12 protein-coding genes are annotated in these 17,678 nt (G+C 39.0%); 5 read left to right on the top strand and 7 right to left on the bottom strand.

Features of this window, described 5'->3' with window-relative positions; genetic code table 11:
* Positions 1-75: 75 nt before the first annotated feature.
* The 3 genes from CPT03_RS15860 to CPT03_RS15870 form a co-directional block, all read right to left on the bottom strand.
* Positions 76-1,410, bottom strand: coding sequence for a DUF6089 family protein (locus tag CPT03_RS15860; protein ID WP_099439745.1), 1,335 nt, complete (start codon positions 1,408-1,410; stop codon positions 76-78).
* A 106-nt stretch (positions 1,411-1,516) separates the two neighbouring features.
* The gene (ggt, locus tag CPT03_RS15865; protein WP_099439746.1) at positions 1,517-3,169 is read right to left on the bottom strand and encodes a gamma-glutamyltransferase; all 1,653 of its coding nucleotides are present in this window, start codon (positions 3,167-3,169) and stop codon (positions 1,517-1,519) included.
* Positions 3,170-3,212: 43 nt separating this feature from the next.
* Positions 3,213-4,997, bottom strand: coding sequence for an AMP-dependent synthetase/ligase (locus CPT03_RS15870; RefSeq protein ID WP_099441148.1), 1,785 nt, complete (start codon positions 4,995-4,997; stop codon positions 3,213-3,215).
* Between the two features lie 468 nt (positions 4,998-5,465).
* On the opposite strand from CPT03_RS15870, the gene CPT03_RS15875 reads away from it, so the two are divergent.
* Positions 5,466-5,933 carry a hypothetical protein gene (locus CPT03_RS15875; protein ID WP_099439747.1) on the top strand — a complete coding sequence of 156 codons (468 nt, stop codon included), beginning with the start codon at positions 5,466-5,468 and terminating at the stop codon, positions 5,931-5,933.
* A 187-nt stretch (positions 5,934-6,120) separates the two neighbouring features.
* On the opposite strand, the gene CPT03_RS15880 is transcribed toward CPT03_RS15875, so the two are convergent.
* Positions 6,121-7,911 (bottom strand): M61 family metallopeptidase, encoded by a 1,791-nt coding sequence (locus CPT03_RS15880; protein ID WP_245869863.1) that lies wholly within the window; start codon positions 7,909-7,911, stop codon positions 6,121-6,123.
* A gap of 270 nt (positions 7,912-8,181) precedes the next feature.
* Here CPT03_RS15880 and CPT03_RS15885 point away from each other — a divergent pair, with 270 nt between their 5' ends.
* The 4 genes from CPT03_RS15885 to CPT03_RS15900 are packed head-to-tail and all read left to right on the top strand — an operon-like array spanning position 8,182 to position 14,585.
* A complete protein-coding gene (locus CPT03_RS15885; protein ID WP_099439749.1) occupies positions 8,182-9,264 on the top strand; it encodes an efflux RND transporter periplasmic adaptor subunit in 1,083 nt (360 codons plus the stop codon).
* A 10-nt stretch (positions 9,265-9,274) separates the two neighbouring features.
* On the top strand, positions 9,275-12,379 hold the full coding sequence (locus CPT03_RS15890; protein WP_099439750.1) for an efflux RND transporter permease subunit: 3,105 nt from the start codon (positions 9,275-9,277) through the stop codon (positions 12,377-12,379).
* A gap of 22 nt (positions 12,380-12,401) precedes the next feature.
* On the top strand, positions 12,402-13,712 hold the full coding sequence (locus CPT03_RS15895; protein WP_099441149.1) for a TolC family protein: 1,311 nt from the start codon (positions 12,402-12,404) through the stop codon (positions 13,710-13,712).
* A gap of 18 nt (positions 13,713-13,730) precedes the next feature.
* Positions 13,731-14,585, top strand: coding sequence for an N-acetylglucosamine kinase (locus CPT03_RS15900; protein WP_245869864.1), 855 nt, complete (start codon positions 13,731-13,733; stop codon positions 14,583-14,585).
* Here CPT03_RS15900 and CPT03_RS23395 read toward each other — a convergent pair.
* The 3 genes from CPT03_RS23395 to CPT03_RS15910 form a co-directional block, all read right to left on the bottom strand.
* Entirely contained in the window at positions 14,582-14,692 is a 111-nt protein-coding gene (locus tag CPT03_RS23395; protein WP_410522615.1) for a PID-CTERM protein-sorting domain-containing protein, read from the bottom strand. The genes CPT03_RS15900 and CPT03_RS23395 overlap by 4 nt on opposite strands.
* 73 nt (positions 14,693-14,765) lie before the next feature.
* Positions 14,766-15,278 carry a GAF domain-containing protein gene (locus CPT03_RS15905; RefSeq protein ID WP_099439751.1) on the bottom strand — a complete coding sequence of 171 codons (513 nt, stop codon included), beginning with the start codon at positions 15,276-15,278 and terminating at the stop codon, positions 14,766-14,768.
* A 386-nt stretch (positions 15,279-15,664) separates the two neighbouring features.
* Positions 15,665-17,659, bottom strand: coding sequence for an OmpA family protein (locus CPT03_RS15910; protein WP_099439752.1), 1,995 nt, complete (start codon positions 17,657-17,659; stop codon positions 15,665-15,667).
* Positions 17,660-17,678: the final 19 nt, after the last annotated feature.

Genomic DNA, 17,678 nt, shown 5'->3' on the forward strand with positions numbered 1-17,678 from the left:
TTCTCAAAATATTATAACATAAAAAACCCACTCTATTATTTTAGAGTGGGTTTTCAAACTTAATACCGTTTCAGACTAGTAAAGCGTAAACTCTACCCTTCTGTTTTGTTGACGGCCCGATGCAGTTTTATTTGATGCAATAGGCTGGCTCTCGCCATATCCTGTTGCCTCTATACGCGAAGCATTGGCTCCTTGCGATGTTAAATAAGCTTTCACAGATTCTGCTCTGGCTTTAGACAACCTCATATTCAACGCATCAGATCCTGTATTATCAGTATGACCTGCTAATTTTAAGCTAAAGTTTTTCTCAACCAACAGCGCCGCAACGCGATTCAATGTAGCATAAGATTTTGCCCTGATGGTAGCTTTACCCAAATCAAACTCTAAGTTTTTAATCGCATCAGCAACAACCTTACGGTCAGCTTCAGTTATCACTACTTTTTCAATCGGAGCAGGTACTTTTAGCGGACATCCAGATCCATCAACAACAGTTCCTGCAGGCGTACCCGGACATTTATCCAGTTTATCAGCAACACCATCGCCATCTGTATCTTTCAGCAAATCGTTCATTTCGCCTCTTAGCTTTTGGTTCTCAGCTTTCTGAGCTTCCAAATCACCTTTTAAAGCATTGGCAGTTTGTTTAGCCTGTAAAGCCTCATCATAAGTTAAAGCTACAGGATTATGCCATGCAAGCTGTTTTTGTCCGCTACCCAAAGCAAATTCTAAACCACCATAAGCATACGAGTATTTATCATTGCTTCCGCGATAGTAACCATCAAGATCATCATTATCAAGATAGTTCATTGTCCAGCCCAGATCAAGGTTTATCCTGTCCGATAGTTTAAACTTAGCACCTACACCAACCGGAATAACCAGTTCATTAAGTGTTTCGCCATTTTTATAGTCGGTCAAAGTACCACCTGCTGTAGCAGTTTTAACTTTATAACCTGCAACACCAGCACCTGCCGATGCATACAACTGCAATGCATTGTTTTTATTGAACATATCAATATTAAACAAATTCACTACAGCATTTAAACTTGCTGAATAATCCAACTTGGTTTCAAAAGCACTAAACGGACTCTCGTTTACTGCACCACTTTTATATGGTTCAGAATTATCGCCGGTTAACTTACCCCTTACCCCATCTAAACGCAATGAGAAATATGGTGTAATTTGCTTTTTAATGTATAATCCGTAGCCGAAATTACTTTTCCAGTTCGAGAAATCATTTTTTCCACCTAACGGAGAAATTGGAGCTAATGCACCGCCATTTATACCAATAGACCACGTATTTAACTTATTTGCATCGCCACTTGTAACCCGTGTTGAATCCTGAGCCTGAACTGCACCACCTATAAAAAGGCCTGCAACGGCTAATGGTAAACATTTAAATAATCTTAGTTTCATATATAGAATTTTTAAATGTTAACCTTCAATACTTAGGCCAAACGGCCTAAACTACCTTTTAAAGGAGTTAAAAGAGAGATCGATTGTACTATATACTATACAAAAACTACCATGCGGCAATACTATCATCGCCTCTTGGATCGGCACCACCCTGATAATACCCCCACTTGGTTTTTAATATTGCATCTACCCTGCCAATTGGCCCACGGGGCACAATATGGTAACCTTTAGCCTTAAGTTTTAAAGTGGTTAAACTATCAAGCGTATTATCCTCTGTATAAACTTCATCAGGTAACCATTGGTGATGAAACTTTTTAGCCGATACCGCCTGCTGCATACTCTTTTCGAATTCTATTACGTTTAATATGGTTTGAAAAACCGATGTAATAATGGTTGAACCACCCGGCGTGCCCACTACCATACACAACTTACCATCCTTTTCTATAATAGTAGGCGTCATAGAACTTAACATACGCTTACCGGGGGCTATGGCATTAGCCTCGCCACCAACCAATCCATACATATTAGGTGTACCGGGCTTTACAGAAAAATCGTCCATTTCGTTATTTAACAAGAAACCCGCTCCTTTTACTACTACTGCTGCACCGTACGACCCGTTTAAAGTTGTGGTAATTGCTACCGCATTCCCATCCCTATCTACAATAGAAAAATGAGTAGTTTCCTCATGCTCACGAATAGCTAAATCGCCTTCTTTAACTTCTGTACTTGGAGTTGCCTTGTTCCAGCTAAAATTGCTCATCCTACCTTTTATGTAAGCATTATTTAAAAGCTGCTGCTCCGGCACTTTAAAAAAATCAGGATCGCCAAGGTAAGCAGCCCTATCAGCATATACCCTACGCTCGGCCTCAACCACCAATTGAACAGTTGAATCAGCATTTAAACCCCATCGTTTTAACGGATAACTTTCTACCGATTTCAGCAATTGCAACAGCGCAATACCCCCGCTTGATGGCGGCGGCATTGTAATAATTTTATACGCTTTATAATTGCCTATTATAGGTTTACGCCAAACTGCCTTATAATTTTTAAGATCTTCTTTAGAGATAATTCCCTGCCCTCGTTGCATCTCGGCCACCAAACTATCTGCAACCGGCCCTTCATAAAATCCAGCGTTGCCATGGTCTCTAATCGATTCCAGCGTATTGGCCAGTTCTTTTTGAATCAAAATATCACCTTCCTTCCAATCGTCTGCTTTTAAAAAAGCAGTACCATCAGGGTTGAACTTAGCAAATGTTTCTTTTAGTCCGTTAAGTTCTCTGGCCTGCCTTACGCTAACTTTAAAGCCATTTTTAGCCAGATCTATAGCAGGCCCAATTAAATCGGCCCATTTTAGTTTTCCATATTTTTGATGAGCCTGAACCATTCCGGCTACCGAGCCCGGAACCCCCGCAGCCAAATGGCCATACAAACTTTTATCGACAATGGCATTTCCGGCAGAATCTAAATACATGTCTCTTGCCGACAATGCTGCCGCTTTTTCTCTAAAGTCCAATGTATTTGCTTCTCCCGAAGCAGTGCGATAAACCATAAAACCACCACCACCCAAATTGCCTGCATTAGGATAAACAACAGCCAGGGCAAACTGCACAGCAACCGCAGCATCAACCGCGTTACCGCCCTTTTTTAAAATAGCAAGGCCAACTTTAGAAGCAAGCGGACTGGCCGAAACTACCATTCCATTTCTATATTCGTTACCATTGCGCTTACCAAGCTGTCCGCCAACACATCCGGATAGCATCAACCCTGCAAGCAAAAAGGCAACCGCCGAGAATACAATGTTCTTATTCGTGTTTCTCTTCTTTATAGTTCTCTGCGTCGACATAAATCTTATCAATAATATCTTTATTCTTTTCCAGAATAATCTTACGTTTCAAACTAAGTTTAGGCGTAAGCTCGCCACCATCAATAGTCCACTGTTTGGCCAACAGAGCGAAGCGTTTAACCTGCTCCCATTTACCAAAATCCTTACCCGATAACACCACAATCTGCTGAAATTTTTCTAACACATTCGGGTCCTTCACCATTTCAGCATCGGTGGTATACCCTATTCCCTTTTTCTCGGCCCAGACTTTTAAAGCAACAAAATTAGGAACAATTAAAGCCGATGGAAACTTACGATTTTCGCCAAGTACCATAACCTGTTCCACCAATGGTGTTTCTTTAAATTTATTTTCTATCATTTGAGGCGCCACATACTTACCGCCTGCAGTTTTAAATATCTCTTTTTTACGATCAGTAATTTTCAAAAACCTGCCATTTACCAGCTCGCCAATATCGCCGGTATGGAACCAGCCATCCTTATCTATGGTTTCGGCAGTAAGGTCATCGCGCATATAGTAGCCCTTCATAATATCGTGGCCACGCGCCAAAACCTCTCCATCTTCGGCAATCTTTACCTCTACCCCTTCAATTGCAGGCCCTACAGTACCAAACATGGTATTACCAAAATGGTTTACTGTAATTACCGGCGATGTTTCTGTTAATCCATAACCTTCAAACACCGGCATACCTGCCGCCCAAAAGATTCTTGCTAACCGCGGATTTAAAGCTGCCCCGCCCGAAATAATAACAATGATATTGCCGCCCAGGGCTTCCTGCCATTTTTTAAATACCAGTTTTCGGGCAATGCCTAGTTTTAAATTATAGAACCAGCCGCTTTCAATTTCAAACTTCTCTGCCAACGTTACCGACCAAAAGAAAATCCCTCTTTTAACACCGGTAAGCGCCTTGCCTTTTTCCATGATTTTCTCATAAACCTTTTCCAACAACCGCGGAACTGTCGAAAAAACCGTAGGTTTTACAAACTGAATATCGGCCACAATAGTATCCATGCTTTCAGCATAATAAACACCAGTATTTGTAAACATATACAGGTACACAACCATGCGCTCAAAAATATGAGACAGTGGTAAAAAGCTAAGCCCTGTTCTTATTCCATCTGGTAAAAGCACTGCCGAATTCTGGAAATTTTTAACCAGATTATCATGCGTAAGCATAACCCCTTTAGGCGTTCCGGTTGTTCCCGAAGTATATATAAGAGTTAAAATATCGTCGGCCTTTATTTGCGCTCGGTATTCGTCCAGATTTATCTGAAACTGCTTTATACCATCGGCCAGTAATACAGACCAGTTCTCGGCTCCAGAAACCTCATTAAATGTATATACCTTAATGGCTGATTTCAGTTCGGCACATACATTTTTTAGTTTTTTATAAAGCGTTTCATCAGCCGCAAATACCACGGTAACAGCTGCATTTTCGAGGATAAACTTAATATCGTGCTCTGCAAGTGTTGGATAAAGCGGTATCTGATAAGCACCTATCTGCATGATGGCAAAATCGGCAATATTCCATTCTGGCCTGTTATGTGAAATTACCGCCACTCTGGATTCTTTTTCAATACCTATTCCAATAAGCCCACGGCTCAGCGCATCAACCGTATCACAAAACTTTTGAGTACTGTATTTTACCCATTGCCCGTTTATTTTACCACTAACAAATTCTTCCTTTGGAAATTTCTCTAAATTGTATTGAAGCAAGTCGAATACTCTTGTTATCGTTACAGCCATGGTACTTCGCTTAATATTTACACTATAAGAATTTGGTTTAACCAAGGTACGTCCATATATTCTTTCTATATACCCCTTGTTTCCCAAACTTAACTAAAAATAATTAATAATATTTTAGAATTACAATGTGATTTTCGTCATATACAGTGTTCATCATGCCACAACATATCCCAAAGCATATGTGTCTCTAACATTTTAAATTAACAAGAATAACTTCCATTATTAGTCAGCCTGATCAACAAATAATAACCGCATAGCATAACTATAATAAATGCAGTATTGGAATGCTCTTAGGATAAGTTCTTCTGTAAGAGATAAGCTACACTTGCTACTTAGATTACCGTTATAAAATCATCCATTATATAAAAATACATAGCTGAAAACCAGCATTTATAATCTGAATGTCATGGCATGGCACAATAGTTGTTATCATTGCTTTCATCTAATTAAAAGTTAAAAACAGACATTATGAAAAAATTAATCTTTACTCTATTTTGTTGTACAGCATTGCTAGCATTAACATCTAATGTAGCAAATGCTCAAAGCTATAAAACCGCGCTAGGTATGCGCATTGATGCTGGCGACGGTTCAACCGGCGTTGGTTTTAACGTGAAACATTTCTTCTCTAGAAACGGCGCAGTTGATGCTAACCTTATCTTTTTTGATGGAAACGTTGTTGGTTTAGGCGCAGAATTTCAATATCAGGCTCCAATTGCAGGTGCAAGAGGATTAGATTGGTATTTAGGTGTTGGTCCGAACTTCTTGTTTGGAAAACACTCCACTGCAGTTCAACTTAGACCTACTGCTGGTTTAGATTTCAAAATCCCTAACGCACCAATTGATTTCGCATTTGACTGGCGCCCAATGTTTACCCTTAATCAAGGAACAGAATTTACCGCAGCACGTTTTGGTATTTCATTGCGTTACGCGTTCTAAAAGCAAGAATTTTAAACATCTTCCCAATTGAAAAACAACAAAGGCTGCGAATATAAATTCGCAGCCTTTGTTTCTATATCAAGATTTTGCTTGTATCAAAACTTACCAAATGGCCTTGCTAGTCTGGGATCCTGAGATAAACTCAGGATCAGGTGATGGTGGTAGCTCCTTACTATGCAAGCTTTTTTTACCCTTTAAGCCAACGTTCCCTTACTTTCTTCTCCCCTTCGCTGGCATTCTCATTAATTGTTGTTACCAATTTAACATTCGGATTAGCCTTTAATTTAAGCGAGATGTCCCTTACCAAACCATCTCTTCTAATAGTTACTGTAATTACATCACCAACATTTTTACCGGTTACAACAGGCATTTTCTCTATCGCTACTTCAACAGGTACACCATCAACAGTAATTACCTGATCGTTAACATTTAGGCCACCTTCCCAGGCAGCAGAATTACGAGAAACAGCAGATACAATGATGTTACCTTCTACTTTTTTAGATGCTACACCTAAATAAGGTACGCTTTTACCCTCATTTTCATCTACAACGTTAATTCCTGCATAGCCAAAGTATTTTTTATACTCAATAGCATCCGTTCCGTTTACATACTTGGCCCAGAAATTAGTAAAGCTAATGCCGCTAATTTTCTCGACCATGGCTTTAAATTCAGCATCAGTATAACCCCTCCCTAATTTTTTATAGTACTCATGATACATGGTTTTCATTACATCATCTAAACTTTTGGTTCCTTTAGTAGCATGGGCAATTTCGAGATCCATAAGCATACCAACTACCTCACCTTTACTGTAATAAGAAATGGTTGAATTGTTAGAGTTTTCGTTAGGACGATAAGCCTTAATCCATGCATCGTAGCTAGCTTCGGCAGCCGACTGAACTTTTGCACCCGGTGTATTTACAACATTTGCAATAGCAGTTGCAAGAGCTTGCGCAGTTTCATCCACAGTAAAAAAACCTGCGCGGTGGGTTAGTTTATTCTCGTAATACGATGTAAAACCTTCGGCAACCCAAAGATTGGTGGTGTAGTTCTCGTTGTCGTAATCAAAAGGTCCTAAAGCTACAGGGCGCAGACGTTTTACGTTCCAAAGGTGATAATACTCATGTGCAACAAGATTTAAAAAATCTTTATAGCCTTTTGTGTCAGCATATTTATCTCTGGATGCACCAAGCACTGTTGAATTTAAGTGTTCCAAACCACCACCTCCGGTTGCACGGTTGTGTACAATGAAAGTATAATGTTTGTTTGGGTTTTCGCCGTAAATTGCGGTCCCTTGCTCCACAACTTTCGCCATATCAATTTTAAGCTTATCGGCATCATAATTACCACCACCATACATGGCCACCTCATGTTTAACTCCTGATGCGGTAAACTCAAAAACATCCTGATTACCTACTTCAATTGGGCTATCGAATAAAATATCAAAGTTTGAGGCTTTATAAGTAAATGGCTTTCCGGTTACAGGCTCTAAACCTGTTGATACCTTCTCCCATCCTTTATAAGGGTTTACTTTAACGGTGATTGGCAGGTCCAGCATACCATCCGGGTACATGAATATTCCGGTGCTTGACAGGAATGCATGACTTTCATCAACAAAAGATGTACGCACAGATATTTCAAAAGCATACACTCGGTATTTTATTTTAACGTTTTTTGCCTTGGCCGAATAAATTCGCCAGGCGTTTTTTCTTACTTTTTCGAATTTAACGGGCTTGTTGTTTGCGGTCGCCGAAAAACCCTCTACGTTTTTTGCAAATTCACGAACAAGATATGATCCTGGTGCCCATACGGGCATTTTTACATCTACATAATCCTTAGATAATCCTGAAATGTTCATTTCCATTTCAACGTAATGTGCTTGTGGTTCTGTAAAATTTACTTCGAACCCGATCTGTACCTGCGACTTTGCTGTCATACTAATTGATAGTAATACTATTAATCCTGCTAATGATGTTTTCATCAAAAAATCTTTGTAATATAAGTTAGTTCATCTTTTACTGCTCCAAACTTATATAAAAGTGCTTTAGCATTGGCAAAGAGCTCTAAAAAAATTACACAAATGTTAGTTATATAGCGTATATTTTATGTGTCTTTTTATGCGGCCCGTAAGCAAAATATTACGTTAAATGGGCTGTAACATCCTTAATACAAGGTTTGTGGGGCATTATATTTGAATATTTTTGTGCGCTAATACTAGTTAGTCAATAGAACATTTAGTTATCCCAGCATTATGAAGCTTAAGTATATCGTTTATGCCCTAATTATTTTAGGGTTTCTTTATTTAATCTACTACAGAATTTCGGCCAATAAGGCCATCGAAAATTCAGGTGGCGGAAAAGGTGGAGGCAAAGGTGCTAAAGGCGGTGGACAAGCGATGAATGTGAATGGCGTTGTTGTAAATGCTTCGGCATTTAATAATGATTTAGAAATCACAGGGGCTATTGAGGCTAATGAGGCGGTTACTTTGAAAAGTGAGGTATCGGGATTGGTTACCGGTATTCATTTTAAGGAAGGTACAAATGTGAGCAAGGGTGCTTTGCTTGTAAAAATAAACGATAGAGATATACAGGCGCAATTGCAAGACGCACTGACTAAGGAAAGGTTATCGGCTACTAATGAGAACCGCGCGAAACAGCTTTTGGAAAAGGGTGCTATTAGCCAGGAGGAGTATGATACTTCGCTTGCAGATTTGCAATCGCTTAAGTCGCAAACGCAATTAATCCGTGCACAACTGGCCAAAACTTCTATTTATGCGCCTTTTAGCGGTAAGGTAGGCTTGCGCTCTATATCTGTTGGCGAGTATATTACTCCCGCAAGTGTTATTGTAAACCTGCTTAGTATTGATCCTATTAAAATAAATTTTGCGGTTCCGGAGAAGTATGCCGGACAGATTAAAATAAACTCTGAAATTTCTTTTAAAACTGATGGTTCTGCAAAATCGTATACCGGCAAGGTGTTTGCCATTGAACCGGGAATAAATTCACAAACAAGAACACTGCAGATTAAAGCACTGGCATCTAACCCTAATAACGAGCTTTTACCAGGGGCTTTTGCAAGGGTTAAACTGGCCCTTACTACTTTAAATGATGCCATTTTAATACCTAATGAGGCAATTATTCCGGTACTTGATGGGAAAACGGTGTTTATAACTAAAGGTGGACAAGCGCAGCAGGTTCCTGTTGAAGCGGGTACGCGTACGGCAAAAGCCATTGTAATTACTTCGGGATTAAAGGTTGGGGATACAGTTTTAACTACTGGTGCTATGGCACTTAAAACGGGAACCCCGGTACATGTAACAGTTACTAAAAACTAAGAGCGGCAGGATGAGTATTTCGACCACTAGTATAAAAAGGCCTGTTCTGGCCATTGTAATGAACCTGATGATCCTGCTGTTTGGGGTTATTGGATACAACTTTTTGGGAATTAGGGAGTTTCCGAATATTGACCCTACGGTGGTTTCGGTACGGACTTCTTATCCGGGGGCTAACTCTGATATTATTGAATCGCAGATTACTGAACCGCTCGAGAAATCTATTAACGGAATTGATGGGATCAGGAACATTTCTTCGTCAAGTAACCAGGGAAGCAGCAATATTACTATTGAGTTTAATCTGGATAAGAATATTGATGATGCTGCAAATGATGTGCGAGATAAGGTATCGCAGGCGGCCAGAAGCCTACCTAAAGATATTGATGGCAACCCGGTGGTAAGTAAGGCTGATGCCAACTCGGATGCTGTTATTACGATGACCATTCAGAGTGATAAACGAAATGTAATGCAACTGAGTGATTATGCTGAAAATGTTATTGCTGATAGGTTGCAAACAATAACCGGGGTTAGTAGTATACAGATTCAAGGGCAAAGAAAGTACGCCATGCGTATTCGTATTGATCCTAATAAACTGGCTGCTTATGGCCTTACATCGCAAGATATTGTTACGGCTTTAGATAAGGAAAATGTGGAGTTGCCTTCGGGTAAAATAACGGGTGCAAGCACGGAACTGGTCATAAAAACTTTAGGCAAATTAACTGATGAGGATGAGTTTAACAACCTGATACTTAAAAATGACTCTGACAATGTAGTTCAGTTAAAGGATGTTGGCTATGCGGTTTTAGGGTCTGAGAATGAGGAAACTGTTTTAAGGGAGTCTGGCAAACCCATGGTTGCTGTAGGCCTTGTTCCGCAGCCGGGGGCCAATTATCTTGATATTTCTAAGGAGTTCTATAAGCGCTTTGATCAGCTTCAAAAAGATATTCCGCAGGATATAAAACTTAATATCTCCTTAGACAATACAAGGTTTATACAGAGTTCGGTTACTGAGGTGGCAGAGACGATTATATTGTCGCTGGTGCTGGTTATTCTGATTATTTATCTGTTCTTTAGAGATTGGGCAATTGCCATTAGACCGTTGATAGATATCCCGGTATCGCTGGTCTTTACTTTTTTTATCATGTACATTTTTGGGTTTTCTATTAATGTGCTTTCGCTGCTTGCAATTGTACTGGCAACGGGTTTGGTGGTTGATGATGGGATTGTGGTTACTGAAAATATCTTTAAAAAGGTTGAAGAGGGCTACTCTCCTTTTGAGGCTGCCATTAAAGGTTCTAATGAAATCTTTTTTGCTGTTATTTCGATTTCCGTTACGCTGGCGGCTGTGTTTTTACCGGTTATATTTTTGCAGGGTTTTGTAGGGCGGCTGTTTAGGGAGTTTGGGGTAGTAATTGGGGCCGCTGTGCTGATATCGGCATTTGTGTCGTTAACGTTAACGCCGATGTTGAATGCCTACCTGATGAAAAAGAGCGGGCATAAGAAATCTAAATTCTATGACCTGACTGAACCTTACTTTGTGGCCATGAATGATTGGTACGAGGAAAAACTAAATAAGTTTCTGGACAGAAGATGGCTGGCATTACCTATTATTTTGGTGTGTTTGGGGCTTATTGTTTTGTTCTGGAAGATATTGCCTAAAGAAACCGCTCCATATGATGACAGGAGTGCCATTAATATGAATATGACATTGCCTGAGGGCTCGTCTTTTGCTTACACTGATGAATTTGTTGGTAAGGTGGCTCAAATGGTTCAGGATTCTGTGCCTGAAAAGAAAGTTGCGATTACGGTAACTTCGCCTGGTTTTGGGGGTTCAGCATCTACAAATAGTGGTTTTTTAAGAATGGGCTTAACAGATCCACACGAAAGAGAACGCTCGCAGGCTGATATTACTAATGCTTTAACTAAAATCACCAGAAAATATACCGAAGGTAAGGTAGTGGTAACACAACAGCCTACTATTTCTGTTGGCCGAAGAGGTGGCTTACCTATCAATTATATTATACAGGCACAGAATTTTGAAAAGTTGCGCGAAAAAGTGCCTCTATTTATGGACGAAGTGGCAAAGGACCCTACTTTTACTACTTCTGATGTGAACCTGAAGTTTAATAAGCCTGAAATTGACCTTACCATTGACAGGGCGAAGGCTAAAAACCTTGGGGTTTCTGTAGCAGATATTGGCTCGGCCCTGCAATTGGGCTTAAGTGGTCAGCGTTTTTCTTATTTCTTTATGAACGGAAAGCAGTATCAGGTAATTGGCCAGTTTGAAGTTGGAGACAGGAAGGCACCGGTTGATTTGAGCTCAGTATATGTTAGGAATGACAAAGGTGAGTTAATTCAAATTGATAACCTGGTTTCGACTAAGGAGGAAAGCAGTCCACCACAATTGTACCGTAATAACCGTTTTACGGCAGCTACTGTTTCGGCAGGTTTGGCTCCAGGTAAAAGTATAGGCGAGGGTTTGGAGGCAATGGACAGGATATCGGCAAAGGTACTGGACGAAACTTTTTCTACAGATTTGGGTGGCGAATCGAGAGATTTTAGAGAAAGTGCTTCGAATACTTCTTTCGCCTTTGGCCTTGCATTATTACTGGTTTACCTGATCCTTGCCGCACAGTTTGAAAGTTTTAAAGATCCTATTATCATTATATTAACGGTACCGATGGCTGTGGCTGGTGCATTTTTATCGCTCTGGTTGTTTGGCCAGAGCTGGAATATTTTTAGTCAGATTGGCACCATTATGCTAATTGGTCTAGTAACCAAGAATGGTATTTTAATTGTAGAGTTTGCTAATCAACTTAAAGAGAAGGGCAAAAGTGTTCATGATGCAATCAGAGAGGCCTCTGTATCCAGGTTAAGGCCTATTTTAATGACCAGTTTGGCAATTGCTATTGGCGCGCTTCCTATTGCAATGGCTTTAGGTGCGGCTGCTAAAAGCAGAATGGGTATGGGTATTGTAATTGTTGGCGGCACTATATTCGCGCTTATTCTTACGCTGTTTGTTATTCCGGCTATTTACTCGTACTGGTCTAAAGAACATAAGGAAAACTCAGAACTTAAGGATTCGTTAATAGCTGCACTGAAAACGGAAAATGCATAAGGGGCCATTTACAAAGAGAAATATGAAAAAGCTTAATTTTATTTTAATCATACTTTTTGCAGCCTTTGTACAAAATGCATGGGGACAGGAAAAACTATCGCTTGAACAGGCAATTACCATTGCACTGCAAAATAATTACGATATAAAACTGGTTAATAATGATCTGCAAATTGCAAAGAACAATACCAATATCGGAAATGCAGGTTTTTTACCTGGAGTTACGGGCAGCTTTGCTACTGATGGAAGCAGACAAAATACGGTACAGACCACATCGACCGGTGCTGAAAGGGTTGCTGATGGGGTTAGAAACACCAGCATGAACTATGGCGTAGCGCTGGACTGGACTATTTTTGATGGCTTTAAGATGTTTGCTACTTATGATAAATTAAAGGAGTTGCAAAAACAGGGTGAAGTGACTGCCAAGGCTACCATATTAACTACTATCGCTGATGTTATTAGTTCATATTATGCAGTGGTAAAACAACAGCGGCTTGTTCTTGCCAATGATAGTGCTTTGGATATTTCGAAGTTCAGATTAACTATTGCCGACAATAAACTGAAGCTTGGCAAGGGTTCTAAGCTTGATGTTTTGGCTGCTCAGGTTGATTATAATACGGATACATCGGCCTATTTGCAACAAAAGAACCTGCTGCAAACTGCTATGATTACATTAAACCAGGTTATGGCCAGGGCTATTGATGTTAAATTTACTGCAGAAGAAGGCATGAACATTGATTATAAACTTGATTACGCATTATTGCAAGAGCAAACTCAACAGCTTAATCCTGATTTACAGCATGCATTTATAAATAAAAAGGTGGCGGAGCTTAGCTTAAAGGAGGTTAAGGGACAGCGGTATCCGGTAGTTGGCGTAAATGGTGGCTATGCGTTTTCGAGAAGTGCCAACCCAACGGGCTTTAATCAGAAATTTAGAGGCCAGGGTATTTCGTATGGTTTAACGGCCAGCATGAATATCTTTAATGGCTTTTTACAGCGCCAGAATGAAAGAAATGCTAAGGTTTCCATTAATTCGTCAGAAGTAGCTCTTGAAAAAACCAGATTAACCATTAATGCTCAGCTGCTAACTGCATTTGAAAATTATAAAACCAGCCTGGATTTATTAAAGATAGAGACTAAAAATGTAGACATTGCCAAGCAAAATCTGGATATCACTCTGGCAAAATACAGGCTCGGAAGCATTGCCCCATTGGAGCTTAGAGAGGCTCAAAGAAATTCTATAAATGCAATTACCAGGTTCCTGGAGGCCCAATATCAGGCAAAACTTACGGAAATCAGCTTAAAAGAAATAAGTGGCACATTAAATATCCAATAAGATTAGTATTTTTATCGCATGATTCTAGTAGCAGACAGTGGTTCTTCGAAAACCGATTGGATGGGTTACAGCCCCAATGAAAAAATCAACTTTAGCACACAAGGAATAAACCCTTATTTCTTAAATGCACATGATATTTTTAAGTTGTTTTCGAAGAAGAAGGAGATTGCTGCTTACGCCGATAAGGTTAAAGAAATTTATTTCTTTGGGGCAGGCTGCTCATCTCCTGATAAAATAGAGGTAATCTCTAATGGGATTTCTTCGTTCTTTACCAAGGCTTATGTGTCTGTTGAGCATGATTTGATTGGTTCTGCATATGCAACTTGTGGTGATAAAAAAGGGTTGACCTGTATTTTAGGTACCGGGTCTAATATTTCTTACTACGATGGCAAAGAGGTTCATAACGGTGCACATGGCTTAGGGTATGCTTTGGGCGATGAAGGTTCAGGCACTTATTTTGGCCGCAAACTGATTACAAGCTATCTTTATCATCATATGCCGGCTGATCTTGCGGTTGAATTTGCTGAAACTTATCAGGTTGATAAGGAATCGGTTATTACGAATCTTTATCAGAAACCGGCGCCAAACATCTATCTGGCTTCTATAAGTCGTTTTATGGCTTTACATCCTGATCATCCTTTCATTATTAATATTTTACGTGAGGGTTTCCAGGAGTTTGTTGATTCGAACATTAAGGATTACCCTAATTACAAAAGCCTTGACACTCACTTTGTAGGTTCAATAGCCTTTTATTATCAGGACATTTTGAGAGAGGTTTGCCTTAACAACCAGATAAAAGTTGGTAAAATATATCAAAAACCTATTGAGGGTATTTATAACTATATTTTAAGAAAAGAAGGCATTATGGTTTAAGCTGCCTGATTTTTTAGTCCATAAAGTACCCCTGCGGCAAGTAATAAACTTACTCCAGCATTAACTGGTAAATCCGGCTCACCTCTGGGAGGTCCGGGATTCTCCATTGCCCTGGCTATAGCAACGCTATTTAAAATAATTAGTTGGATTATTATGCTTTTGGGTTGCAACAATAATTACTTAAGCTACTGCATTAACAGCCATCCGCCTGTTCATTTCATTAGTCACCATAGTTGCTATAAATTCTAATTTTTCTTGTTCAATAGAATTAAAATCTTTCCATTGGTCACTGGCAATACACAACGTTCCTACATGAAGTCCGCTATTAGTAATGATCGGGGCTGAGGCAAAGAAATTTAAGCCATGTTCGCCAAGTACCATTGGATTTAAAATTAAACCGGGGTTTTTAGTTAATTCTTCAAATTTTACAACTCTATCTCTCTGGATAGCAATTGAACATATATTCCTATCCTTGGATGTATATGCAACAGCATTTTCTAATTGTTCTGCAGTACCCCATACAGCAGGATTATCTATAAAATTAATTATCCCTAAAGGAACATTCCACATCTTTACCATCATAGCAACCAACTTATCAAACACAAGGTCTGTTTTGGCATTCAAAATTTCATATTGTTCTAAATTTTCTAAACAATTGTGCTCACTTGGTGAAATTACTTTGGTTCCAATCATACTTACAATCCACAAAAAATTAAACTTGACGTTAGCCCATAACACTTGCAATCAAGGTATTGCAAAGTCTTTAACTCCATCACCAATATGGCAATTACCATACCCTATTTATATTTGGGCTGTAAAACAAGTATTCTTTATGGCCGAGATCCAATAAAGACCCACTTCTTTATTAGATGATAGATGTTTCATCATGAGTTTAAGATTGGAATTAAGCTATAAAATTGCAGAAATGTGTATTACAAAAGCTACAACCTTTATAATCCTGAGGGGCAGACTTTACTCAAACTGGAAGTATTTTCCCAATATTTATAGCAAAAATTTCAAAAAAAAAGCCCCCGGAATATGAAATTCCGAAGACTTGTAATAGATAAGAGTATTGCAGCTTATTTCTTAGTTACCTTAAATTCTGTTCTTCTGTTAAGTGCGCGGCCTTCTGGATTATCTTTTCCATTAGGTAATTCGTTAGGAGCTACGGGCCTTGTTTCGCCATAACCTCTACTTGTCATTCTTGAGATAGGTATTCCCTTTGAAACCAAATAGTCTACGCAGGATTTTGCCCTTCTTACCGAAAGATCCATATTGTAAGCATCTGACCCTTTACTATCAGTATGTGCACTTAGCTCAATTTCAATTTTAGGGTTATCTTCCATTATTGAGAATAAGTGATCTAGCTTACCTTTTGAATCTTCGGTTAAGGTTGCTTTATCGAACTCATACAAAACATCCTTAAGTACTATAGGCTTATCAATTTCGTAAGGTGTTAAGCAAATATCCGGGCTAAACAAGGTATCTTTTTTTGCCAGGTCATCGTAACTAAAGTTTAGAATCTTAGAGAAGTACTTATCCTTTTCTGCTGTAAGTTTTAGCTTACGATTAGAACTTACTTTAAAAATATATTCACCTGCCTGATTTGTGGTTGTTTTAAGTGTTTGTAACGAATCAACAAGTATTATAGTTGCATCGGACAAAGGTAATTTTGTATCACAATCGTAAACGATACCTTTAACTGTAAGATATTCACGTTTTACATTAAAAACCTCCAGACAGCATAGTGATTCTCTGTCTGAACTGATATAACCTTCTGTATCAGAATTATCAGCCGGGGTATAATAAATATCATCTTTTGAGGAGTTAAAAGGATAACCAACATTGCGTGGCTCTGACCAATTAGTGAAGTCACCTTCACTTTCATAAAAATCAAAACCACCCATACCTATTCTGCCATTGCTGCTAAAAAGTAGTTTCTTGGTTTGGGCATTATAGTATGGTGCCTGGTCATCCTCTGAAGAGTTTATCTTATTACCTAAGTTTATTGCCTGACCTAGTGATCCATCCGTTCTTAAAGGGCAATACCATAGATCGTATTTACCTTGTCCCCCAGGTCTGTTAGATGAGAAAATTAGGTAGTTCCCATCTTTAGTAACAAATGGCTGAATAGAATTAAATCCTTTAACATTTACCTGACTACCTAATTCAACAGGATCGCTCCATCCCTTATCAGAAGAAGTTAACTGATATATCTTTTTGTCTCCCTGAGCAGTCCAACTGGTAATATAAATAGCTTTTCCATTTGGATGAAAAGCCGGAGCTGCCGATTCTTTATCTAAACTGTTTAGGGCAACTTTTTTAATTGTAATGCCGCCTGTTAAAGGATTCCCGGGAGTTTCGTACACAGCATTTAAATATGGACTCTCCTTTTTTGAAACCTTTGCATTGTTTTGATCAGTTAAAACTTGCTTTTTCCCTGCATCACCTACTGGCCTGGAAGAAGTAAAATAAAATTTACTATCCTTTATAACTGGTGTATAGTTAGATCCCTTCTGATTAATATCATTTTGAAGCTTGGTTAACTTAAACAATCTTGGATAGCGTAGTTCGAATAATGCAAACTGACAAGAAGCTATTTCGGATTTTGTTTTTGTAACATAGGTATCATTAAGCTTATATTTTCCAGAAAATTGGTTAAATGCGGCTATTGCTTCTTCAAATTTTTGATTGGCCCTTAAAGATTCAGCATACCAGAATGTAGCAAGTACATATTTCGGATCTTTAAATTCTTTAGCCAAAGCATACCACTTCTCTGCGTCGGTAAAGTTTTTATAAAGCCTTAATGATTCGGCCAATTGAAATACGCTGTATTCGTAATCTTCCTTTTTAGGGTTATCTTGTTTTATCTTATTTGCAAAACCATAAGGAACTACAAAACCAGCACTATCTGCTGATGATAGTTGCAAAGATCTTTTATAATATTCTGCAGCTGCGTAATACTCTTTATTTTGAAAATAGACATCCGCTACTCTCTTACTATTGGTTACAAATTGCGCGTTTGCAGCAGCTGTAAATAAGCACAGGATCAGTAATGTTTTAAGCAGTTTCATCTGTAAGTGATTTATTTAT

The sequence above is a fragment of the Pedobacter ginsengisoli genome (assembly GCF_002736205.1).
In the GTDB taxonomy this organism is placed as follows: domain Bacteria; phylum Bacteroidota; class Bacteroidia; order Sphingobacteriales; family Sphingobacteriaceae; genus Pedobacter; species Pedobacter ginsengisoli_A.